The organism is Terribium retamae (genome assembly GCF_022347545.1).
Lineage (GTDB): Bacteria > Pseudomonadota > Alphaproteobacteria > Rhizobiales > Rhizobiaceae > Mesorhizobium > Mesorhizobium retamae.
The window spans coordinates 68,943-90,327 of the sequence record NZ_JAKREW010000016.1; the positions used below are offsets into that span (position 1 = coordinate 68,943).

Genomic DNA, 21,385 nt, shown 5'->3' on the forward strand with positions numbered 1-21,385 from the left:
AACAAACATTGGTGATTCGATTTAAAATCACCTGCTTAGCAAACCTAGCTTGAACCAGCTTCTACAAATCCTCAAGCCAAATCACGGACAACAGTAAATTTGTCTTTTCGTCATTCATTCTGTTTTGGTTTTTCGATTGCGAATGGCTGTGAAGACACGTTAAGTCTGTACAAGAGACGAATCGGGACGGGTGGGGCAGATCCGAGGTTCGGCGCATTGAAGGTGGGGATACTGGCACTATCCGCCGGATTTCTGGCGGCAGGTTGCGCAATCAAGATTGAGCCTTTGTCGAAGGACCAGACCCTGGCCTTTGCGAATGAGCGGCTTGTTCGAGCAACTGCGGATCAAGAGCCTATCAGCGGTCCCATCAGCCTGTATGAGGCGATGGCACGCGCCCTCAAATACAACCTGGATACGAAAGTCGAGATCATGGAGGCCGCCCTGAAGGTCCGTGAACTCGATCTTGCGAACTACTCTGCCTTACCCAAACTGGTGGCCAGCTCAGGTTATGCCGGTCGCAACGAAGCAGACGCAAGCACCCCGTCGACGCGCGACAAGGACATCTTCACCGACGACCTCACTTTTTCATGGAACATCCTCGACTTCGGTCTTTCCTATGTGCGCGCCAAGCAGGCTGCCGATGAAGCGCTCATCCAACAGGAGATGAAACGCAAGATCGTCAACCGGGTGATCGAGGACGTGCGCACCGCCTATTGGCGCGCGGCAAGCTATGAGCGTCTGGTCGGTCGTATGCATGCGCTCCAAGGGCGCATCTCCGGCGCGTTGAGGGATACGCGGCGGCTGGCCAACAGTGCGGAAAGTTCGCCTCTCGTTGCTCTGACCTATGAACGCGAGTTGATCCAGATCCAGCGGGAGATCGAACTCCTGGAGGGCGAACTGCAGGTCGCCAAGAGCCAGCTGGCGGCATTGATGAATGTGAAGCCCGGCTCGAAGTACACTTTGTCTGTCCCAAGCCGCCGCCCGACAAAACTGGGCCTGCCCGACAAGGTCAACGATCTGTTTCAAGTTGCGGCGACCAACCGCCCCGAATTGCGCGAAGTCGCCTATCGCATGCGCATCAACGACAAGGAAGTCGATGCAGCACTGCTCGAGCTGCTTCCGAACTTCAATCTCTATGCAGGCGTAAACTACGACTCCAACAAGTTCATCGCATCGAACGATTGGGTGTCATGGGGAGCCAAGGTCAGCTGGAACCTCATGAAGCTGGCAACCATGCCCGTGGTGATGAAAAAGGTGGAAGCCCAGGGCGCGGCTCTCGACGCAAGGGCGCTTTCAGTCGCCATGGCAATCATGACGCAGGTTCACATCAGCCGCGTTCGTTATGCGCATCAGCGAAAATCCTACGGCACGGCGGCCGCGCTCTCCAACGTCTCCCACCGCATCCTCAAGCAGGTGAGATCGGAAACCGAGGCGCAGAAGACGAGCCAGCAGATCTTGATCCGCGAAGAGATGAACGCGCTGCTCGCCGATGCCAAGTTCGACATGGCCTACGCCGACCTTCAGAACGCCTACGCCAACGTCTACGCCTCGCTCGGCCTGGATCCGTTTCCAAGGGATCTCGATACCGATGCAAGCGTTGCTGTCATAGCAGAGAAACTCAAGGAAATGTGGACCCGGGAGGGAACTAAGGCCAGGCTGGAGGTTGCCGGCTTGTAATAGCCCCAGGGCAAAGTCGGAGGAGGAGCTTGTCGCATGCTTGCATCCCGTAGGGCTCGCGCCTTGTCGGTGCTGGCAGGTTTCGTGTTTGCCCTGCCAACTTTGTCTCAGGGCGAGGAAACCTCTGCCCGTGGTATCGTGCGTTCGACAAACGAAGCGTGGATATCCACCGACCTGGGCTTTCGTGTCGAGACTTTGCCGTTTCGCGAGGGGCAGGCTTTCAAACGCGGCGACATTCTTGCCACTTTCGACTGTGGCGATCTCGCCGCCGAGATGAAGTCGGCCGAAGCGCAACTGCGGGCCGAACAGATCACCTATGAAAACAATTCCCGGCTGGCCAAGCTGAATGCTGTCGGCAAATTTGAGGTCGCGCTTTCAAAGGCCAAGGCAGATCAAGCTTCCGCGGCACTCGAAGCCTACCAAAGCAAGTTTTCTCGCTGCACCATCAAAGCGCCGTTCGATGGTCGTGTCGCCGTCATGCGGGCTCATGCCTACGAAATTCCCGATCGTACACAACCCATTATGCAGATAGTTGGCGTGTCACAGTTGGAGATCGAGATCCTGCTGCCGTCGCAATGGCTGAAATGGCTGAAACCAGGCGTAGGCTTCGATCTCAAGATCGAGGAAACCGGCCAGGTCCTGCCTGCCGAAATTCAGCGGCTATCGGCAGTGGTGGACCCCGTCAGCCAGACGGTGAAGGTCATAGGTCGATTTACCGGCGAGCCGACTGACGTGCTGCCCGGAATGAGCGGCCCGGCAAGCTTCAAGGCTCCTGATGGCTGAGAAAAACGTCCAGCATAATTTGACAGGACCGACCCTGGTCCAGACCAAGGTTGCATCAAACACGTCGCAAACCAACCCGCAGGCCTTCGACCTGCTTTTGAAAATCGAAGCAGATTCCAGACGCTGCGAAACAGTCGGCGAACTGGTTTTCCTGATTGCCAACGATACGCTCAGGTTGACACGGGCAAGGCAGATTTTTGTCTTTGCCGCCAAAGGCAGGAGGCAGCGCGTCGAGGCTGTTTCGTCAATCGGGAAGGTCGAGCGGGATTCGCCACGCATTCGCTGGATTGAAGCCGTTATCCAAGCGCTGGAAGCCGATACGGGCCTGGAGGGCAAGCGTGAATTCGTCCTGCCGGCCTATTGTCCATCAGGCGACGAAGAGCACAAAACCTTTCCCTACCGCTTCCTGCTCTGGCTGCCGTTCAGGTTGCGAACCGGCCGCGTGTTTGGTGGCATGCTGTTGGCACGCGAAGTACCGTGGAACGAAGGCGATGCGGTGGTGGCCGCCCGACTGGCCGATACCTATGCCCATGCATGGGTGGCACTGACGGGTGAGCGTCGACTCCGCCGCCGCTTCTCCATCAAGCCGTGGCTAGCAATTGCTGCCTTGCTGCTCGCCGCGGTAGGGTTCATTCCCGTGCCTCTGACAGTTCTCGCTCCGGCGGAAGTGGCGCCTGTTGAACCACGCGTCATCGCCGCCCCCATCGACGGGGTGGTGGAAGCGATCCTGATCGACCCCAATGCCGGCGTGCAGCAAGGTCAACTCCTCTTTCGCATGTCCGACACTGCCTTGCGCAACGAACTTGCCGTCGCCGAGCAGGACGTGATGGTTGCGGAGGCGAAACTCAAACAGGTTTCTCAAGCGGCCATTGGTGATCCCAAATCGCGTGGCGACCTTGCGGTGACGCGCACCGAATTGTCGCTGGCCACGGCGAAGCGGAATTATGCGTCGGATCTTCTCCAGCGCAGCCGGGTGACGGCTCCCATTCCGGGCGTGGCCATTTTCACGGACAAGCGCGATTGGATCGGCCGCCCGGTAACGACGGGCGAACGCATCATGGAGATCGCCAATCCCGAAAACGTGCAGATCCGTATCGATGTGCCGGTCGCCGATGCGGTCGCGGTCACGTCGGGCGCAAAGGTGCGCGCCTTTCTGGATTCCGATCCGCTCCGTCCACTCACGGCACATGTACGGACAGCGTCATACGAAGCGCAATTGATAGAAGGCGATGTCCTTGCCTATCGGATTTACGCGGCGATCGAGAAGAAGCCCGACAACCTCAGGCTTGGCATTCGTGGCACCGCGCAGGTCTCCGGCGACGAGGTACCGCTTGCTTATTATCTGTTTCGTCGCCCTATCGCTGCGATCCGGCAGCGGCTGGGCCTATGAACCCGTCCGAAATCCCCCTCCCCAGGTTGCGCGAAGACCTGCAGGTCATGCGCGGCGGCACCAGTTATTCCGGCGAACCGATCTGGATCGTGCTCGACCCCTTGCGCAACCGCTTCTTCCGCGTCACCTACGAAATGTTCCAACTGCTTTCGGTGTGGAATCGCAGCCCAACGATCGGATCGCTCAACAAGACGCTCAGCGCCCGTTTTGGCCGCCAGACCGACACCGAAGAGGTCGGCATGGTGTTGCGGCTGCTGGAGGCCAACTTCTTTCTCGCGCAGCCAGCCGGTTCCTGGCGTGGGCTATATGAAGCATCACGCCGGCACCATTCGTGGTTCATGCAACTGATCCACAATTACCTTTTCTTCAAAATCCCTCTGGTCCGGCCTGAGAAATTCATCCGGGCGACATGGCCTTATGTCGCCCCCCTCTTCAGTCGTGGTTTCCTGCTCTTCGTGACCATCATCGGCATTGCCGGCCTCTATCTCGTCTCGAGGCAATGGGAAGCATTCGTCGGAACGTTCTCCTACGTCTTTTCCTTTGAAGGAGCCGCGGTTTCGCTTGTCTCGATCGTGCTGATCAAATCGCTGCACGAACTCGGCCACGCCTATGTCGCCCATCGTCATGGCTGCCGCGTGCCGACGATGGGTGTCGCCTTCATGGTGATGATGCCCTTGCTCTATACGGACGTGACCGAGGCCTGGAAACTCAGGTCACGACGCCAGCGCATGATGATCGATTCCGCCGGCGTCGTTACCGAACTGTGCGTCGCGGCGCTCGCACTTTTTGTCTGGGTGTTCCTACCTGACGGCCCATTGCGCAGCGCCGTCTTCGTACTTTCAGCTACGGGGTGGATCCTGAGCCTTCTGGTCAATGCCAACCCGTTCATGCGTTTCGATGGCTACTATATGCTCGCGGATCTGCTCGGCATCGAAAACCTGCAGCCGCGGGCGTTTCGGCACCTGCGCTGGCGCTTGCGCGAATTTCTGTTCGGACTTGGCAATCCCGCGCCAGAGCCCTTTCCGCCACGCCTCGACGCGACCGTAACGATCTACGCGCTCTGCACGGTTGTCTATCGTGTCAGTCTCTATCTCGGCATCGCGCTGCTCGTCTATCACTTCACGATAAAGCTGGTCGGCGTGATGCTCTTTGCCGTCGAAATCGGGTTCTTCATTCTCCGCCCAGTTTGGATTGAAGCCAAGGAGTGGTGGACTATGCGCCAAGCGATCCTGGCACGCCGCCGGACCTACATCACCTTTGCGGTGCTAGCCGTTCTGATCGCCCTCGCGGCAATGCCGCTTTCCACCCGCATCAGTGCGCCGGCACTGATCCTGCCAGAAACCTTCGTACGGCTTTTCCCTCAGGAAGCCGGACATATCGGGACCATCAATGTGAAGCGCAATGACCTCGTGCACAAGGGCGATGTGCTCTTCGTGATCTCCGCTCCTGCCCTCGCCCAAGAGCGCGAGCTTGCCGAAAAGGAAATCAACCTCGCGCAGCAACGTATTGCGCGGATCGGCGCGGAACCCGAAGACCTGGCAGCCCGAGGCGTGATCATGACGCAGTTGAGCAGCTTGGTCGCGAAGCGCGACGGCTTGCGCCAGCGGGAGGAAAGACTCGTTGTAAGAGCCCCTTTCGACGGCCGGATCGCCGATCTGAATGCTGAGATCGCTGTCGGGCAGTGGGTGTCGCGTAAGGAGCAGCTTGCCTTCCTGTCATCCGACAGCGGCGCGATCGTCAGAGGCTATGTCTCCGGCAACGACCGCGCCCGTATCGAGAGCGGAGCGACGGGTTGGTTCATTCCCGACGATTTGACCCAGCCAAAGACGAAGGTTGTATTAGAGTCCATCGCTGTCTCCGGAGCGCGGGAGATCGATATTCCCCAACTAACGTCCCAATTTGGTGGGCCTATTGCCGTGCATCAGACCGCCACCAAACGATTGACTCCTGCTTCGGCGGAATATGCCGTCACGGCACGTGTGACTGACCTCGAGCAAGGACCAAGGCAGACCTGGCGTGGCGTTCTGATCCTGAACGGGCAAGCCGAAAGCCTGCTGGCTCGCGCCTGGCGGCAGGTGCTTAAAGTACTCGTGCGCGAGGCAGGAGCTTAGCCACTCAAGCAACGACATACCGAGGCAATTCAGTGTGAGCCGTTGAGCCCTTTCAGAGGCTGAACCTCACCGGAGCCTCCGAGATTTCCGGTCAATGCGATGAGATCGGCCTGGCGGCTGGCACCCGTTTTGGCAAAGATCGAGCGTAGGTGAACGCGGGCGGTTTCGTAGGTGATCGACTTCTGTTCGGCAATGCGTCTTAGCCGCATGCCCTGACCGAGCAAGGCAGCGACCTCGGCTTCCGTCCGCGTCAGCCCGAAAGCCTGGCGCAGAAGCTGCGGTTCAGCCCCACCGCGTTTCTCGGGATCTTCCAACAGGCAGACGCCGACTGAAGGCGAAAAGAAATCGGGAAGGTTGCCACCCAGTCTCTCGATGCGCATGGCTAAGGGTCGCCTGCCCTCCCGCGTGATCAGGATCGGCCCATGTCCGCCGTCGGCACGCAGCGACGATTCACTGATCACCGCGCGCATGCGTTCGCGGAGGCGTTTTGTCTCCTCCGGCCGGCGTGAGCGCAGCTCTCCGTTCGTGACTTGAAGTTCGCCTCCCAGCAATCGGGCTGCGATGCTATTTGCGCTTGTCACCTTTCCGAAGCGATTGAAGAAGATTGCAGCCACATCGGCCATCTCGAAGGCATCCATCATACCGGCAACCCGGTGTTGCATGACGCTGCGCATCAGCGTCGACGCCATCGTAAGACGATCACGCATTGCGCCGAGGACCGCGACCTCCTCCGCGCTGAAGAAATCGTCGACAAGCTTGCGGTGCAACGTCACGACCAGCAGATCCTCAGGCCTCGAGAAGGCCACCATGCACGAACGGCCGATGCCGTGCTTGGCGTGGAAACGATAGTAGGGGTGATAATTGAAGTCGTCACGGGAGGTGTATTCTGGATCACAGGCGGTGCCTTGCCGCAGCAGGAAAGGCAGGCCGCGCAACCGCCAGTCACTTTCGTTCCAGCCGTCGTTGAAATAATCCTCAAGTGCCCCGCCAAGGCTTTCGGTGGCGATGACCAGTCCCGGCGCCCGCTCAGCCACGGGAATGATGTTCACACCGAACGAACCGGTAGCGCGTGCGATACCGTCGACCACAGCTTGCCAGAGCGCCGGCTCAAATGCCGCTTCCACAACCTTGTCCAAGGCAAGGTCGAGTGCTTCGAGATCAATGTTCACCGTCGAGCCCCCAGCCCGAATAGCGTCAGATCATGGCAGAAACGATGCGGGAAGTGTAACGGAAAAGCGGTCATCCGGTGTCTACCAAAGGATGAGACGCAAAGGTTACGAGCTCAGGTGCTGACGCCCAGCTCCACCAACCGCTCGACGCAGGATTCCTCTGCCTGATCGAGCTCGGCGATCGTTTCCTCGAGATCCCGGCGTTTCTGGCGCAGGCTGTCGCGCTTTTCCTCGATGCGCTTGATCATCAATTTGAGCTGGCCAACCTCGCCGGGTGGCTCCTTGTACATTTGGATGATCTCGCGGATCTCGGCGATGGCGAAACCCAGCCGCTTGCCGCGAAGGATCTGGCGAATGAGGTGACGATCCGAGGGACGAAACAGGCGCGTACGCCCACGCCGCACCGGCGCGACCAGCCCTTCGTCTTCGTAAAAACGCAACGTGCGGGTCGAGATATCGAATTCGCGCGTAAGTTCGGTAATCGTGTAGTATTCCCGCATAATCACTCCGGGCGCAGGGGCTTCATTACGCCGTTGTCCGTCGTGCCACTTCCTCGCAAATGGACACGAGAATCGAACAGCATGCGGTTTCGAGGAAGCTTCGCACGGCATTTACGTAAAAGTCAATTGCAGGCAAAAAAACTCAATCGTTTCTGTATTCCACCCGCCTGCGGCTTCGGAGCCCCAAGCACGCCCTGCGGGTTTGAATGCCAAGCGAAATGGGAATTTTGTCAGCGAGCGAACTGTTCAACCCAGGTGCAGCCACCAGCTGGCGAAGCTTAGAAAGGCCAGGAAGCCGATCACGTCGGTGATCATGGTGGTAAAGATCGAAGACGAGATCGCTGGATCGGCGCCAAGCTTATCCAGAAAAAGCGGAATGAGAATGCCGCCCAGCGATGCCGCCAACATGTTGACGATCATAGCCGCAGCAATGACCAGACCCAAATCCACGTTCTGGAACCAAGTGCCGGCGACCACCCCCAGCAGCGTCGCAATAACGGCACCGTTGAGCAATCCTACCAGCACCTCGCGGCGGATAACACGGCCAGCATTGTAGATATCAAGATCGCGTGTCGCCAAGGCGCGCACCGTTACCGTCATGGTCTGCGTGCCGGCATTGCCGCCGAGCGACGCAACGATCGGCATCAGCGCGGCCAGTGCTACCATTTCCTCGATCGTGGCGCCGAAGAGGCTGATGACGGAGGCGGAAAGGAAAGCCGTGCAGAGATTGATCAGCAGCCAGGGAACGCGCGAGCGCGACGTCGCGGTCACCGTATCGGACAGCTCTTCGTCACCGACGCCGCCCATGCGCAGAAGATCTTCCTCGGCCTCCTGCTGGATGACGTCGACGACATCGTCGATGGTGAGGACGCCGACCAGCCGTTCGTTCTCATCGACGACGGCTGCAGACAGAAGGTCGTATTGTTCGAACTCCCGAGCCGCCTCTTCCTGGTCCATTGTCGCAGGAATGGCATGGCGGGTCTCATGCATGATCTCCTCGACCTTCACCGCACGCTTGGCGCGCAGCACCTGATCGAGCCCGACGGCGCCGAGCAGTTTGAACGTCGCGTCGATGACGAATATCTCGGAGAATCGATCCGGGAGATCCTTGTCTTCGCGCATGTAGTCGATGGTTTGCCCGACCGTCCAGAACGGCGGCACGGCGACGAACTCGGTCTGCATGCGCCGACCGGCGCTTTCTTCCGGGTAGTCGAGCGCGCGCCTCAGCCTGATCCGTTCGGTGAACGGAAGCTGCGACAGAATCTCATCCTGGTCCTCCTGGTCGAGGTCCTCCAGGATGTAGACGGCATCGTCGGAATCGAGCTCCTGCACCGCCTGCGCGATCTGCTCGTTGGGCAGGTTGTCGACGATGTCGAGGCGGATCGCCTCGTCGACCTCGGTCAGCGCCGAGAAGTCGAAATCGGAACCCAGGAGTTCGACCAGCGCTCGGCGCTGTTCGGGCAGTAGTGCCTCCAGCAGGTCGCCGACTTCCGACTGGTGCAGGTCACCCACTTCCCGTTTGAGCGCGAGAATGTCGCGGTCGGCGATCGCTGCACCGATATGAGCGACGAAGGGCCCACGAATGACGCCATCCTCGCCGTAAATTTCGGCGTGGCCCGGCTCGGCCTCACTGCGCTCTTCACCTTGCATGCTTTCCCCGCGACCGGATTGAAGGGAAGGGTCAGCGCCCGGTGTAGAACAAGACGCCGCCGGATTGAAGCCGTATGGGGGCCGGAAAAGTGCGCCAATCCAAGCTTCCGCAGCCAGCCAGGCCGGCCCCGCAAAAACTCTTTGCCGGAAGGTGCGAATATTGCTGGTGATGGCCTTGTTTCACCGGAAACGATTTGCTACACGCCGCGGGCCGGTTCACTCCGGCTCCTACCACGTGCGGTCGTGGCGGAATTGGTAGACGCGCAGCGTTGAGGTCGCTGTGGGGCAACCCGTGGAAGTTCGAGTCTTCTCGACCGCACCATTCGCTTGACAAGGCGATCCTCAGTTCGTTGAACATTCCGGCGTGCACACCTCGCGGGCCCGCAGCAGGCGTTGCGAACCTGCGTTGCGGTGGACATTCGCGACGTGATCAGGCGTCAAGCGCCTCCCCTTCGCGAGACGCAAAATCAGCCTTGCTGGTTGGGACAATCACCGGAACTGGACGCCGGCGCGGTTTGACGCCATATGAAGATCAGCCATTCCGTGAGCGCCATGACCGAACGCAGCCAGATAGCCACGACGTTCCTGCCCTTTGCCGGCTCCGGGCCGGTGGAGTGGCGTATTGAACCGGACCCCGTTGACTATGTGCACGCGCTCGCCGTCATGGAGACGCGCGCTGAAGCGATTCGTGCAGGCACGGCGGGAGAGATGGTCTGGTTGGTCGAACATCCGCCGCTCTACACTGCCGGTACCAGCGCGCAGCCCAGCGATCTGATCGATCCGGATCGTTTTCCGGTGTTCAAGGCGGGGCGCGGCGGCGAATACACCTATCATGGCCCAGGCCAGCGGGTTGCCTATGTGATGCTGGACCTCAAGCGCCGACGCGAGGACGTACGCGCCTTCGTAGCGGCGCTCGAACAATGGATCATCGCGACCCTCGCCGCCTTCAACGTGAAGGGAGAGCGGCGCGAAGATCGCGTCGGTGTCTGGGTGGTGCGACCAGATCGGCCGGTGTCACCGGACGGCAGTCCCGCGGAAGACAAGATCGCGGCGATCGGCATCCGCCTGCGCAAATGGGTCTCGTTCCACGGTATCGCCATCAATGTCGAGCCGGATCTGTCGCATTTTGGCGGCATTGTTCCCTGTGGCGTCAGCGATCATGGGGTCACCTCGCTGGTCGATCTCGGCTTGCCCGTGACGATGGCCGATCTCGACATCGCTCTGAAAGCCGGTTTCGAAACCGTATTCGGACCCGCTGAGGCGCCCGAGGCCGAATTGCGGCGCAAGGCAGGCTGAAGGCCATTCCAGTCTCCGCCCTGCCCTAGCCTCCTTGAGGATTGCGGCGCGCAAAGCATAAAGAAGAAGGGGTACGTTGCGGTCTTCGCAAGTGTCCGAACGACACCTCGCGCCGGAGCTTCATCGATGCTTTTCTGAAGATTCGGCCTGATACCGGTATCGGGCCAGACTACGGTCCGTCTTCGCGGCCAACCGCAACGTCGGCCCTTTTTGCGTTCGCACGGCCTCTGGCCGTGGCGATTTTCTCACATCGCGCCAATCCACATCGCCATCGAGACGAGGAAAGCGCTCATGCAGACAAGAGAGGCAACGTCCTGGATGAGATCGGTCATGGCTGGCTCCTGTTGTTAATATGTACGCAATTTGTTCTAATTTTGTTCTAAAGTCAACGGAACAAAACGCCCCGCCGAACGATTCCAGGTGGCGCCTGTAGCCAAGGTTAAGAAAAGGTTGATGGGGTCAGAAAGGTGCCCGGTTATGCAGGGAATTCACAGGGACTCACCATGCCTGCCCCTCATCAGAAGATCGTCGATGCGAGGTTCGATAGACACGAAGCAAGCGTCAGCCGGCTTCGGAACGGTGGCTTGCCTTGGCCGGTATAACGCGGCCGTCTCTACGGGCGGCTAGCTGGGAGGGGTCACTCACACGCCCTGGACACCGGCTCGGCCGTCACTCGTATCTCAGCGCCTCGACGGGATCGAGTCGTGCCGCTCGCCAGGCCGGGAGCAGCGTTGCCAGGAATGAAAGCGCAAGCGCCATGGCGACGACGGAAAGCGTCTCGCCCGCTTCCATCTTGGCCGGCAACTGGTTGAGGAAATAAAGCTCGGGGTTGAACAGGACAGTGCCCGACAGCCACGAGAAGAACTGGCGGATGCGCTCGACATTGAAGCAGATGAGAACGCCGAGCAGGACGCCAGCAGTGGTGCCGGTCACGCCAATTGCGGAACCCGTCATCAGGAAAATGCGCAGGACAGCGCCACGCGTGGCGCCCATGGTGCGGAGGATCGCGATGTCCTGCCCCTTGTCCTGCACCAACATGATCAGGCCGGAAATGATGTTGAGCGCTGCCACGAGCACGATCATCGTCACGATCATGAACATGACGTTGCGCTGGACCTGAAGCGCCGAGAAGAAGGTCTCGTTGCGCTGGCGCCAGTCGGTCAGGTAGACCCGCCGTTCCGCAGCCTCCTCCACCTTGGGCTTGATTGCTTCGACATCATCGGGACTGTCGAGATAAACCTCGAGGCTCTGTGCCTTGCCCTCCGAGTTGAAGTACAGCTCTGCTTCGGAGAACGGCATGTAGACGATCGAAGCATCATATTGCGACATGCCGACTTCGAAGATCGCCGTCACCGGATAGCCTTTCACGCGTGGCGTTGTGCCAAGCGGGCTGACATCGCCGTCCGGCGAGATCAGCGTGATCATGTCACCCAGCGCGAGCCCGAGATTCTGGGCCATGCGGCGGCCAATGGCGACGCCGCCGGCGGTATCGAAACCAGCGATCGAGCCCTGCTTGATGTTGTTGGCCACCAGCGTGAGCTTGTCGAGATCTTCGCCGCGAATGCCGCGCACGAGTGCCCCGCCGCCTGAGCCGACATTGCCCTTCGCCAGAACCTGGCCCTCCACCAGAGGGACCGCATATTTGACGCCGGGAACACCGTCGATGCGCTTGGCAAGCTCGGCATAGTCTTCCAATGGCAGATCGACCGGCGTGACGATGACATGGCCGTTGATGCCGAGGATACGCGACAGCAGTTCGGCGCGGAAACCGTTCATCACCGCCATCACGACGATCAGCGTCGCGACACCCAGCATGATGCCGAGGAAGGAGATCGAGGCAATGACGGAGATCACCGTTTCCTTTCGGCGCGAGCGCAGATAGCGCCAAGCCACCATGCGCTCGAAACCAGAGAAAGGACCAGCACCTGCCGGCTTGGGCGCCGTGGTCTGGCTCATGTAGCAGATACCCTGGGAGCGATCAGGCCTGTCGGAGCGATGCCACAAGAACCCATGGAAACGGCCTTCCCTACAGCGGTACGACCTTGCCCTCGGCCAGCGTCACGCGGCGATCCATGCGTGCGGCGAGTTCGTGGTTGTGCGTGGCGATCATGGCGGCCAACCCGGACTGCCTGACCAACGCCTCCAGCGCATCGAAGACATAGGACGCCGTCGCCGGATCGAGATTGCCTGTCGGCTCATCGGCCAGAAGAACCAACGGGGCATTGGCCACGGCGCGTGCGATCGCGACGCGCTGCTGCTCGCCACCGGACAGTTCCGCCGGTCGATGCTGAGCACGCTTGCCGATCTGCATGTAGTCCAGCAGTTGAGCCGCGCGTTTGGAAGCTTCCGGTTTCGACAGGCCGCGGATCAGCTGCGGCATCATGATGTTTTCAAGCGCCGAGAATTCCGGCAGCAAGTGATGAAACTGGTAGACGAAGCCGATGTCGTTGCGGCGGATCGCCGTGCGCTCGTCGTCCGACAACCGTCCACAAGCCCTGCCCGACAGAATGACATCGCCACCGTCAGGCCTTTCCAGCAGGCCCGCAGTGTGCAGGAGCGTCGACTTGCCCGTACCCGACGGAGCCACCATCGCCACCATTTCCCCGCGCTGCAACGTGAAGTCGGCGCCGTTCAGGATGGTGAGCTTGCGCGGTCCCTGCACATAGTGCCGTTCGACGCTTTTCAGTTCCAATACCGGCTCAGCCATCATTCATACCTCAGCGCTTCGACGGGATCGAGCCGCGCCGCCCGCCAGGCTGGGAACAACGTTGCGATAAAGGAGAGGACGAGTGCCATCGCGATGACGGAGAACGTCTCGCCGGCATCCATCTTTGCGGGCAGCTGGCTGAGGAAATAGAGCTCCGGGTTGAACAGCACGGTGCCCGACAGCCATGAGAAGAACTCACGGATGCGTTCGACATTGAGACAGATGAGAACACCGAGCAGCACGCCGGCGATGGTGCCCACCACGCCGATCGCGGCTCCAGTCATCAGGAAGATGCGCAGGACCGCGCCGCGCGTCGCCCCCATGGTGCGCAGGATCGCGATGTCGTGTCCCTTGTCCTTCACCAGCATGACGAGACCAGAAATGATGTTGAGGGCAGCCACGAGCACGATCAGCGTCAGGATCATGAACATGACATTGCGCTCGACCTGCAGTGCCGAGAAGAAGGTCTGGTTGCGCTGGCGCCAGTCGGTCAGGTAGATCTGCCGCTGCGCCGCCTCTTCTACCTTGGGCTTGATCGCTTCGACATTGTCGGGATTGTCGAGATAGACCTCGAGGCTCTGCGCCTTGCCTTCCGAATTGAAATACATCTGCGCTTCGGAGAACGGCATGTAGACGATCGAAGTGTCGTACTCCGACATGCCGACCTCGAAGATCGCCGTCACCGGATAGCCTTTCAGGCGCGGCGTCGTGCCCAGCGGGCTGACATCGCCGTCAGGCGAGATCAACGTGATGGTGTCGCCAAGTACCAGACCGAGATTCTCGGCCATGCGACGGCCGATGGCGACGCCGCCGGCGGTGTCGAAACCGACGATCGATCCCTGTTTGATGTTGTTGGCGACCAAAGTGATCTTGCCGAGGTCTTCGCCACGGATGCCGCGCACCAGCGCTCCGCCACCGGAACCGACATTGCCCTGCGCCAGCACCTGCCCTTCCACCAATGGAATGGCGTATTTGACGCCGGGAACACCATTGATGCGCGTGGCAAGCTCGGCATAGTCCTCAAGCGGCATATCGACCGGCGTGACGATGAGGTGGCCGTTGATGCCGAGGATGCGCGACAGCAGTTCGGCCCGAAAGCCATTCATAACGGCCATCACGACGATCAGCGTCGCCACGCCCAGCATGATGCCGAGGAAGGAGATCGAGGCGATGACGGAGATCACTGTTTCCTTGCGGCGGGAGCGCAGATAGCGCCACGCCACCATACGCTCGAAACCGGAGAAAGGACCTGCCCCAGCAGGTTTGGCTGCCGCCGTCTGGCTCATGCAGCAGCACCTAGGCGCTGGAGAGCAGTTGCCAGCGGCAGCGTTTCGCGCTCACCACTCTTGCGGTTCTTGATTTCCACCTCGCCGGCGGCAACGCCGCGTGGGCCCACGATGAGTTGCCAGGGCAGACCGATCAGGTCAGCGGTGGCGAACTTGCCGCCGGGGCGCTGATCAGTATCGTCGTAGAGCACGTCCTTGCCGGCAGCTGTCAGTGCCGCATAGAGCTCTTCGCAGGTCCGGTCGCAGTCGGCATCCCCCGCTTTCATGTTGATCAGCGCGATGTCGAAGGGGGCAACGCTCTCCGGCCAGATGATGCCGGCGTCATCATGGCTGGCCTCGATAATCGCAGCGATCAGGCGCGTCGGGCCGATGCCATAGGAGCCCATCGAAACATTGTGCTCCTTGCCGTCGGGGCCTTGCACCTTGGCGCCCATCGGCTTGGAATACTTGTCACCGAAATGGAAGATGTGGCCAACTTCAATGCCGCGCGCGGAGAGACGCTCGCCATCGGCGATCTTGTCCCAAGCAGCCTCGTCGTGCATTTCGTCAGTCGCCGCATAGGGCGACGTCCATTCCTGCACGATGCCGGCGATTTCGGCGTCATTGTCATAATTGACGTTCTCGCCGGGTACCGGCAGCGACAGGAAATCCTTGTGGCAGAACACCTGGCTCTCGCCTGTCTCGGCCAGGATGATGAATTCGTGCGAGAGATCGCCGCCGATCGGACCGGTATCGGCGCGCATCGGAATCGCCTTCAGGCCCATACGGGTGAAGGTACGCAGGTAAGACACGAACATGCGGAAATAGGCAGCCTTGGCGCCCTCATAGTTGAGGTCGAACGTATAGGCGTCCTTCATCAAGAACTCGCGGCCGCGCATAACGCCAAAGCGTGGACGCACCTCGTCACGGAACTTCCACTGGATGTGATAGAGGTTGAGTGGCAGATCCTTGTAGGATTTGACGTAGGAACGGAAGATTTCCGTCACCATCTCCTCGTTGGTCGGGCCGTAGAGCAGTTCGCGGTCCTGCCGGTCCTTGATGCGCAGCATTTCCTTGCCGTAGGCGTCATAGCGGCCGCTTTCGCGCCACAGCTCTGCCGACTGGATGGTCGGCATCAGGATTTCCAAGGCTCCGGCGCGGTTCTGTTCCTCCCGGATGATGGCGCAGACCTTGTCCAGCACACGCTTGCCGAGTGGCAGCATCGTAAAGGAACCTTGTCCCTGCTGGCGGATCATGCCGGCTCGCAGCATCAGGCGATGCGAGACGATCTCGGCCTCGCGGGGGTTCTCTTTCAGGATAGGCAGGAAGTAGCGCGACAAACGCATGGGCTGGTCCGTAAATGAGGAAGGCCGCGCCGGAATCGGCGCTTAGCAGGCTTCAATGCAAGGGCTTCATAGCCATTTCAAGGCGGAATGGAAACCCGCGCCACCATGGCGAGTGCGCACCGACAAAAGCTGTACTTTCCTTAAGCAAGCCAAGCCGTTTTATTGTGCAATGCAGCACAGGAAAGTACGTTTAGACGTAAAATTTAACGTGACATTTTCATGCGCGCTGTTCTACTGTGACAACATAACCGAGAGGATGGGTTAAAGACCTGTTCTCCTGCGCGGTCAAAGTCTTGGGAGGATGCGATCTAGGCGCGGTAACTCGCAGCCGCCGGAAACGGAAAGCAGATCGGACGCGTTTAAATTGCAAGGCTTCGCGCCTTGCATTTTTTTTGTGCAATCAGTGGATTGCTGTTCTCTACTCAGATCAAAGATAAAGCCGGCTCACCACCTGCACACGATCTTGCCGGCTACGAAACTCGACATTTCCTTCCATTTTTTCTCAGCTTTTTTCGCGGATTGCAGCGACATTCTTGCTCGTCTGCCGGGTGTTCATTTCAAGGAGGGCAGTGTCACGCTGCTGTCACAGCGGTGTCATTTCGCGTAACTTGGGAGCCTATTCGCGAGCCGTCACGTCCGTCAAAAAATTATTGGTAACGCTTCCATGCTGCACTGCAACCAAAACGGAGCCGAAGCGAGATCCAAAGTCGCTAAGCCTTCGCTTCAGTCGAATTTCGGCAGGATTTGCGGGATATCGTCAACCGTCCAACCCAGTCCCTGGGTAATGCCGTAATAGACACCGAGCACGATGAAGGCCCAAATCGAGGTCCAAACGATAATATAAAGAAAGCGCGGCTTTTTAGGTGCGCTGGCATTGGTGCCCAGCAGAACCTCACTTTGTTCATCCTGCCTGCGGAAGCTGAACGGCAAAATAGCGAACAGCGTGATCCACCACACCACGAAATAGACCGCGACCATCGAGATCCAGTCCCAGGGGGTGATGGTTCCTCCGGTCATGCCTGTTCAAGCTCCACCAGCGTACCGGCAAAATCCTTGGGATGCAGGAAGAGCACTGGCTTGCCATGCGCGCCGATCTTCGGATTGCCGTCGCCGAGCACCCGCGCGCCGCTCGCCTTCAGCCGATCACGCGCGGCGAGGATATCATCCACCTCATAACAGACATGATGCATGCCGCCGGATGGATTCTTTTCCAGGAAGGCAGCGATCGGCGAATTCTCACCGAGCGGCTCCAGCAATTCGACCTTGGTGTTGCCGAGGTCGATGAATACCACGGTCACGCCATGCTCCGGCAGCGCCTGCGGCATGGCTACTTTAGCACCCAGCGTGTCGCGATAGACAACGCTCGCCGCGGCCAGATCGGGCACGGCAATCGCTACATGATTCAATCGTCCGAGCATGGAAACTCCAAAGCAGCCGGCGGTAGCAAAGCAAAAGCCGCCTGGCTCAGCAGGCAACCGTCATCATCGATGATTGTTGCCTACTCCCCTTTTCACCTCGTCACAAACACCGTCACCAGCGGCTTCTTGCCCCAGGTCTCGTTGGCGGCAGCGCGCACGGCGCGGCGCACGGACTCCTGGACCAGATCGAGATCCTTCCGGCGCTGACGGGGAATGGAGTCCACCGCACCGACCGCAGCGTCCAGCATGATGTCTTCCAAAAGCTCGCCGGCAGCATCGGCCTCAGCCACCCCGATGGCAACGAGATCGGGATCGCCCGCGAGTTCATACTTGTCGTCAAGCACGACGTTGACCGCGACATGGCCGGCAAAAGACAGCTTACGCCGCTCGCGAATGCCCATCGCTTCATCCGTGCCAACCAGTTTGCCGTCCTTGTAGACGCGGCCATACGGCACCTGGTCGATGATTTCTGCAGCCCCTGGATAGAGCTTGAGCATGTCGCCATCACGCACCTGTGCGACCTGGCGAATGCCCGACATCGACATCAGCGATCCCTGTGCCACCAGATGCGCGGCCTCGCCATGCACCGGCACACCGATTTCGGGCCGAACCCATTCATACATGCGTTTCAATTCGCTGCGGCGCGGATGGCCGGACACATGCACCAGCGCATCCCCGTCCTCGATGATCTTCATGCCGAGATCGATCAGGCGGTTCTTGATCTCAAGGATCGCCTTCTCATTGCCGGGAATGGTGCGCGACGAGAAGATGACAGTATCGCCGGCAGTCAGCGCCACCGATTTCATCTCGTCACGCGCCAGCTTGGCAAGAGCGGCCAGCGGCTCGCCCTGGCTGCCCGTGCAGATGATGACGAGGTTCTCACGCGGAATGAAGCCGTAGTCTTCCTCCGCGATGAACTCCGGCAATCCGTCCATGTAGCCGAGCTCACTGGACACATCGATCACGCGCTTCAGCGAGCGGCCGAGAACCAGAACCTGGCGACCGGCATCACGCGCCGCGCGCGCAATGGCCACCACGCGCCCGACATTGGACGAAAAGGTGGAAATGGCGACACGGCCCTTTGCCTCTTCGATCAGTTTTTTCAGGCTTGCGCCCACTTCCTGCTCGGAAGGCGAATCCCCGTCTCTCAAAGCGTTGGTGGAATCGCACACCAGCGCAAGCACGCCCTTGTCGCCATAGGCACGGAACCGCGCTTCATCGGTCTTCGGACCAATCGAGGGTGCCGGATCGATCTTCCAGTCTCCGGTATGGATCACTGTGCCGACAGGCGTCGTGATCGCCAGCGACATCGGCTCGGGGATCGAATGCGCGACCGGGATCGCCTCGATCTCGAACGAACCGACGATGAATTTCTCGCCTGCCCGGTAGATCGTCACCGGGATCTTCGGCGCATCAACCTCACCCTGGCGCTTGGCCTCCAGAAGACCGGCGCCGAATGGTGTCATCCACACTGGTGCTTTCAGCTTCGGCCAGATGTCGTGCAGCGCGCCATAATGATCCTCATGCGCGTGGGTGATGACGATGCCGCGCAGGTTGGCGAGCTTGTCCTCGATGAAACGCGTATCCGGAAGGATCAGGTCGACGCCCGGATGAGCAGGATCCGGAAACGTCACGCCGACGTCGATAACGATCCACTCACGGTTGTTGGCCGGACCGTAGCCATAGAGGGCGAAGTTCATGCCGATTTCGCCGACGCCGCCCAGCGGCACGAATACGAGTTCGGCGTTATCCGCTTTCGCCATCCAGTCTCTCCTTTCGTCCAGCATGCGCAATCCGCGCCCTGGAAGCTTATTGCGCTCCGGCTGAAGCCACCGCGCCGAAATGCACGTCGCCGGCGGCAACCGTTATCATGCGCCCTCCGCTTTCGCGGATCACAAAACGACAGTCTTCGTCAATGGTCTCGAAGACGCCACGCACCACATCGCCATCGATCCTGACCGCAACCTCTCCGCCAAGCCCTGCTGCCCGCTCGAGCCAGCGCTGGCGGATCGCCGTCAGCCCCCGCCCGTCAGCCCATAGTCGCGCGTTTTCGCTCCAGGCATCGGACAGCGCGAGGAACAATGTCTCCGCATCGCAAGTAGCTCCGAGTGCTTTCAGCGATGTTGCAGGGTACGGCAGGTCTTCCGGGTGCGCCACGACATTGACGCCGATGCCCACGGCAACGGCAAACCGGTTGCCGTCGAGCAATGTCGATTCCAGCAGAATGCCCGCCAGCTTGGCGCCAGACGCCAGCACGTCGTTCGGCCATTTCAACTCGAAGCGGTTGCGACCGGCAGAAGCGCCGTCAAGCGCGACTGAAATTCGCCCCTTAGGAACCACCGCGTCGAGCGCGTCTGCCAGCGCAAGCCCGGCCACGAAGCCGAGTGTGGCGGCCATACGCAACTCGCCTTCGGTGACAACGAGCAGCGTGGCGGCAAGATTGCCCTCAGGCGTCGCCCAGACACGGCCGCGTCGCCCGCGTCCGCTCTCCTGCTTCTTGGAAACGACCCAGAGCTTGCCGGCATCGCCAGCGCGAGCACGTTCAAGCGCCAGCGCGTTGGTGGAACCGACGCTATCATGCGCTTCGAGGCGAAAGCCCTGGGAAGCCGCAGTCGGCGCCAGCGTGAAGCCCATCAAAAGAACGTCTTTGCCGCAGCTTGCGCATATGTACTGATCGGACCACCGATCAGCACATAGAACAGCACGAAGGCTCCGGAAACGCCGAGCACCAGCCGCAGTTCACCGGCCATGGGCTGGAAAGCGCCAACGGGTTCATCGAACCACATGATCTTGATGATGCGCAAATAATAGAACGCGCCCACCACCGAAGCCAGCACACCGATGATCGCCAGCGCGTAGAGATTGGCGTTGATGGCGGCGAGGAACACGTACCACTTTCCCCAGAAGCCCGCGAGCGGCGGAATGCCGGCCAGCGAAAACATCAGGATCGTGAGGATGGTGGCCATCATCGGATTGGTCGAAGAGAGCCCGGCCAGATCGCTGATCTTTTCGACGTTCTCGTTGTTGCGGCGCATGGCGAGGATGAACGCGAATGTGCCGAGCGTCATCACCAGGTAGATCAGCATGTAGATGACGACGCCGCGTACGCCGGCTTCCGAATTGGCGGCGAGACCGACCAACGCATAGCCCATGTGGCCGATCGAGGAATAAGCCATCAGGCGCTTGATATTGGTCTGGCCAATCGCAGCGAAGGCACCCAGCGCCATCGAGGCGATCGAGATGAAGACGATGATCTGCTGCCAGTCCTTGGCGATCGGCTCGAAGGCACCCATGGTAACGCGCACGATGAGTGCCATCGCCGCCATCTTCGGCGCGGCAGCCAGGAAAGCCGTGATCGGGGTGGGCGCGCCTTCGTAAACGTCAGGCGTCCACATATGGAACGGTACGGCGGAGATCTTGAAGGCAAGACCAGCCAGCACGAAGACCAGGCCGAACACCAAGCCGAGCTGACGCTCGCCTTGCCCGAGCGACGAAGCGATCGCGTCGAAGGAGACGTTGCCGGTGTAGCCGTATACCAGGCTGATACCGTAGAGCAGCATGCCGGACGACAGCGCACCGAGCACGAAATACTTCAGGCCTGCCTCCGTCGAACGGACATTGTCGCGGTTGATGGCGGCCAGAACATAAATCGCCAGCGATTGCAGTTCCAGGCCGAGATAAAGCGCGATCATGCCGTCCGCCGAGATCATCAGCATCATGCCAAGCGTGCAGAGCAGGATCAGGACGGGATACTCGAACTTGTCGAAACGCTCAGCCTTGGCGAAGCGCACCGACATGATCAGCGTGACCGCCGAGCCGACCAAAGACAGCAACTTCATGAAGCGGGCGAACGCATCCTGGACGAAGGCGCCGCCGAACGCATTGCCCTCCCCCGAGACGAACAGCATCCAGCCGCCCGCTACGATCAGGATCGCAACCGCAAGCCCGGTAATGGCTCCGCTCGAAGCTTCGCGCGAATAGGCACCAACCATCAGCAGGACCAGCGCGCCAATGGCGATGATCAGCTCCGGCGTGGTGAGCGAAAGGCTGGAGATAAGATCCGTGGTCATGAT

Annotated in this window: 17 protein-coding genes and 1 tRNA gene; 6 read left to right on the plus strand and 12 right to left on the minus strand. The window is 60.0% G+C overall.

What is annotated here, in order from left to right; genetic code table 11:
* Positions 1–384: 384 nt before the first annotated feature.
* Genes L4923_RS16715 through L4923_RS16730 form a run of 4 tightly spaced genes read left to right on the plus strand, consistent with a single transcriptional unit; the run spans position 385 to position 5,961 of the window.
* Positions 385–1,677 (plus strand): TolC family protein, encoded by a 1,293-nt coding sequence (locus L4923_RS16715; protein WP_239367089.1) that lies wholly within the window; start codon positions 385–387, stop codon positions 1,675–1,677.
* A 36-nt stretch (positions 1,678–1,713) separates the two neighbouring features.
* Positions 1,714–2,460 carry an efflux RND transporter periplasmic adaptor subunit gene (locus L4923_RS16720; protein ID WP_239367090.1) on the plus strand — a complete coding sequence of 249 codons (747 nt, stop codon included), beginning with the start codon at positions 1,714–1,716 and terminating at the stop codon, positions 2,458–2,460.
* The gene (locus L4923_RS16725) at positions 2,453–3,850 is read left to right on the plus strand and encodes an efflux RND transporter periplasmic adaptor subunit (RefSeq protein ID WP_239367091.1); all 1,398 of its coding nucleotides are present in this window, start codon (positions 2,453–2,455) and stop codon (positions 3,848–3,850) included. The genes L4923_RS16720 and L4923_RS16725 overlap by 8 nt, the downstream gene beginning before the upstream one ends.
* A complete protein-coding gene (locus L4923_RS16730; RefSeq protein WP_239367092.1) occupies positions 3,847–5,961 on the plus strand; it encodes a site-2 protease family protein in 2,115 nt (704 codons plus the stop codon). Before L4923_RS16725 ends, L4923_RS16730 begins: the two co-directional genes overlap by 4 nt.
* Before the next feature lie 29 nt (positions 5,962–5,990).
* Here L4923_RS16730 and L4923_RS31100 read toward each other — a convergent pair whose 3' ends face one another.
* The 3 genes from L4923_RS31100 to mgtE all read right to left on the minus strand — a co-directional run bounded on the left by L4923_RS31100 (position 5,991) and on the right by mgtE (position 9,280).
* The gene (locus tag L4923_RS31100; protein ID WP_239367093.1) at positions 5,991–7,130 is read right to left on the minus strand and encodes a helix-turn-helix transcriptional regulator; all 1,140 of its coding nucleotides are present in this window, start codon (positions 7,128–7,130) and stop codon (positions 5,991–5,993) included.
* Between the two features lie 113 nt (positions 7,131–7,243).
* Positions 7,244–7,630 carry a MerR family transcriptional regulator gene (locus L4923_RS16740; RefSeq protein WP_239367094.1) on the minus strand — a complete coding sequence of 129 codons (387 nt, stop codon included), beginning with the start codon at positions 7,628–7,630 and terminating at the stop codon, positions 7,244–7,246.
* Positions 7,631–7,876: 246 nt separating this feature from the next.
* On the minus strand, positions 7,877–9,280 hold the full coding sequence (gene mgtE / locus L4923_RS16745; protein WP_239367096.1) for a magnesium transporter: 1,404 nt from the start codon (positions 9,278–9,280) through the stop codon (positions 7,877–7,879).
* A 237-nt stretch (positions 9,281–9,517) separates the two neighbouring features.
* Between mgtE and L4923_RS16750 the strand changes: the two genes are divergently transcribed.
* Together L4923_RS16750 and lipB are read left to right on the plus strand one after the other, a co-directional pair.
* A tRNA-Leu gene (locus L4923_RS16750) sits at positions 9,518–9,602 on the plus strand.
* A gap of 230 nt (positions 9,603–9,832) precedes the next feature.
* Positions 9,833–10,576, plus strand: coding sequence for a lipoyl(octanoyl) transferase LipB (lipB, locus tag L4923_RS16755; protein ID WP_239367097.1), 744 nt, complete (start codon positions 9,833–9,835; stop codon positions 10,574–10,576).
* Positions 10,577–11,245: 669 nt separating this feature from the next.
* On the opposite strand, the gene L4923_RS16760 is transcribed toward lipB, so the two are convergent.
* The 9 genes from L4923_RS16760 to nuoN all read right to left on the minus strand — a co-directional run bounded on the left by L4923_RS16760 (position 11,246) and on the right by nuoN (position 21,382).
* On the minus strand, positions 11,246–12,532 hold the full coding sequence (locus tag L4923_RS16760) for a lipoprotein-releasing ABC transporter permease subunit (RefSeq protein ID WP_239367098.1): 1,287 nt from the start codon (positions 12,530–12,532) through the stop codon (positions 11,246–11,248).
* Positions 12,533–12,602: 70 nt separating this feature from the next.
* Positions 12,603–13,286: an ABC transporter ATP-binding protein gene (locus L4923_RS16765; protein ID WP_239367099.1), complete on the minus strand. Its 684-nt coding sequence runs from the start codon at positions 13,284–13,286 to the stop codon at positions 12,603–12,605.
* Entirely contained in the window at positions 13,283–14,569 is a 1,287-nt protein-coding gene (locus L4923_RS16770; protein WP_239367100.1) for a lipoprotein-releasing ABC transporter permease subunit, read from the minus strand. Before L4923_RS16770 ends, L4923_RS16765 begins: the two co-directional genes overlap by 4 nt.
* Positions 14,566–15,894 (minus strand): proline--tRNA ligase, encoded by a 1,329-nt coding sequence (gene proS, locus L4923_RS16775; protein ID WP_239367101.1) that lies wholly within the window; start codon positions 15,892–15,894, stop codon positions 14,566–14,568. Before proS ends, L4923_RS16770 begins: the two co-directional genes overlap by 4 nt.
* A 723-nt stretch (positions 15,895–16,617) precedes the next feature.
* Positions 16,618–16,911 carry a DUF1467 family protein gene (locus tag L4923_RS16780; protein WP_239367102.1) on the minus strand — a complete coding sequence of 98 codons (294 nt, stop codon included), beginning with the start codon at positions 16,909–16,911 and terminating at the stop codon, positions 16,618–16,620.
* Positions 16,908–17,312, minus strand: coding sequence for a methylmalonyl-CoA epimerase (mce, locus tag L4923_RS16785; protein ID WP_239367103.1), 405 nt, complete (start codon positions 17,310–17,312; stop codon positions 16,908–16,910). The genes L4923_RS16780 and mce overlap by 4 nt, the downstream gene beginning before the upstream one ends.
* Before the next feature lie 92 nt (positions 17,313–17,404).
* A complete protein-coding gene (locus tag L4923_RS16790; RefSeq protein WP_239367104.1) occupies positions 17,405–19,075 on the minus strand; it encodes a ribonuclease J in 1,671 nt (556 codons plus the stop codon).
* A 46-nt stretch (positions 19,076–19,121) separates the two neighbouring features.
* On the minus strand, positions 19,122–19,946 hold the full coding sequence (locus tag L4923_RS16795) for a biotin--[acetyl-CoA-carboxylase] ligase (RefSeq protein WP_239367105.1): 825 nt from the start codon (positions 19,944–19,946) through the stop codon (positions 19,122–19,124).
* Positions 19,946–21,382, minus strand: coding sequence for an NADH-quinone oxidoreductase subunit NuoN (nuoN, locus tag L4923_RS16800; RefSeq protein ID WP_239367107.1), 1,437 nt, complete (start codon positions 21,380–21,382; stop codon positions 19,946–19,948). Before nuoN ends, L4923_RS16795 begins: the two co-directional genes overlap by 1 nt.
* Positions 21,383–21,385 lie beyond the last annotated feature (3 nt).

Coding starts and splice junctions, on each gene's coding strand:
- L4923_RS16715 (WP_239367089.1), top strand. CDS start 385: ATGGCACGCGCCCTCAAATACAACCTGGATACGAAAGTCGAGATCATG.
- L4923_RS16720 (WP_239367090.1), top strand. CDS start 1,714: ATGCTTGCATCCCGTAGGGCTCGCGCCTTGTCGGTGCTGGCAGGTTTC.
- L4923_RS16725 (WP_239367091.1), top strand. CDS start 2,453: ATGGCTGAGAAAAACGTCCAGCATAATTTGACAGGACCGACCCTGGTC.
- L4923_RS16730 (WP_239367092.1), top strand. CDS start 3,847: ATGAACCCGTCCGAAATCCCCCTCCCCAGGTTGCGCGAAGACCTGCAG.
- L4923_RS16740 (WP_239367094.1), bottom strand. CDS start 7,630: ATGCGGGAATACTACACGATTACCGAACTTACGCGCGAATTCGATATC.
- mgtE (WP_239367096.1), bottom strand. CDS start 9,280: ATGCAAGGTGAAGAGCGCAGTGAGGCCGAGCCGGGCCACGCCGAAATT.
- lipB (WP_239367097.1), top strand. CDS start 9,833: ATGACCGAACGCAGCCAGATAGCCACGACGTTCCTGCCCTTTGCCGGC.
- L4923_RS16760 (WP_239367098.1), bottom strand. CDS start 12,532: ATGAGCCAGACCACGGCGCCCAAGCCGGCAGGTGCTGGTCCTTTCTCT.
- L4923_RS16765 (WP_239367099.1), bottom strand. CDS start 13,286: ATGATGGCTGAGCCGGTATTGGAACTGAAAAGCGTCGAACGGCACTAT.
- L4923_RS16770 (WP_239367100.1), bottom strand. CDS start 14,569: ATGAGCCAGACGGCGGCAGCCAAACCTGCTGGGGCAGGTCCTTTCTCC.
- proS (WP_239367101.1), bottom strand. CDS start 15,894: ATGCGTTTGTCGCGCTACTTCCTGCCTATCCTGAAAGAGAACCCCCGC.
- L4923_RS16780 (WP_239367102.1), bottom strand. CDS start 16,911: ATGACCGGAGGAACCATCACCCCCTGGGACTGGATCTCGATGGTCGCG.
- mce (WP_239367103.1), bottom strand. CDS start 17,312: ATGCTCGGACGATTGAATCATGTAGCGATTGCCGTGCCCGATCTGGCC.
- L4923_RS16790 (WP_239367104.1), bottom strand. CDS start 19,075: ATGGCGAAAGCGGATAACGCCGAACTCGTATTCGTGCCGCTGGGCGGC.
- L4923_RS16795 (WP_239367105.1), bottom strand. CDS start 19,946: ATGGGCTTCACGCTGGCGCCGACTGCGGCTTCCCAGGGCTTTCGCCTC.
- nuoN (WP_239367107.1), bottom strand. CDS start 21,382: ATGACCACGGATCTTATCTCCAGCCTTTCGCTCACCACGCCGGAGCTG.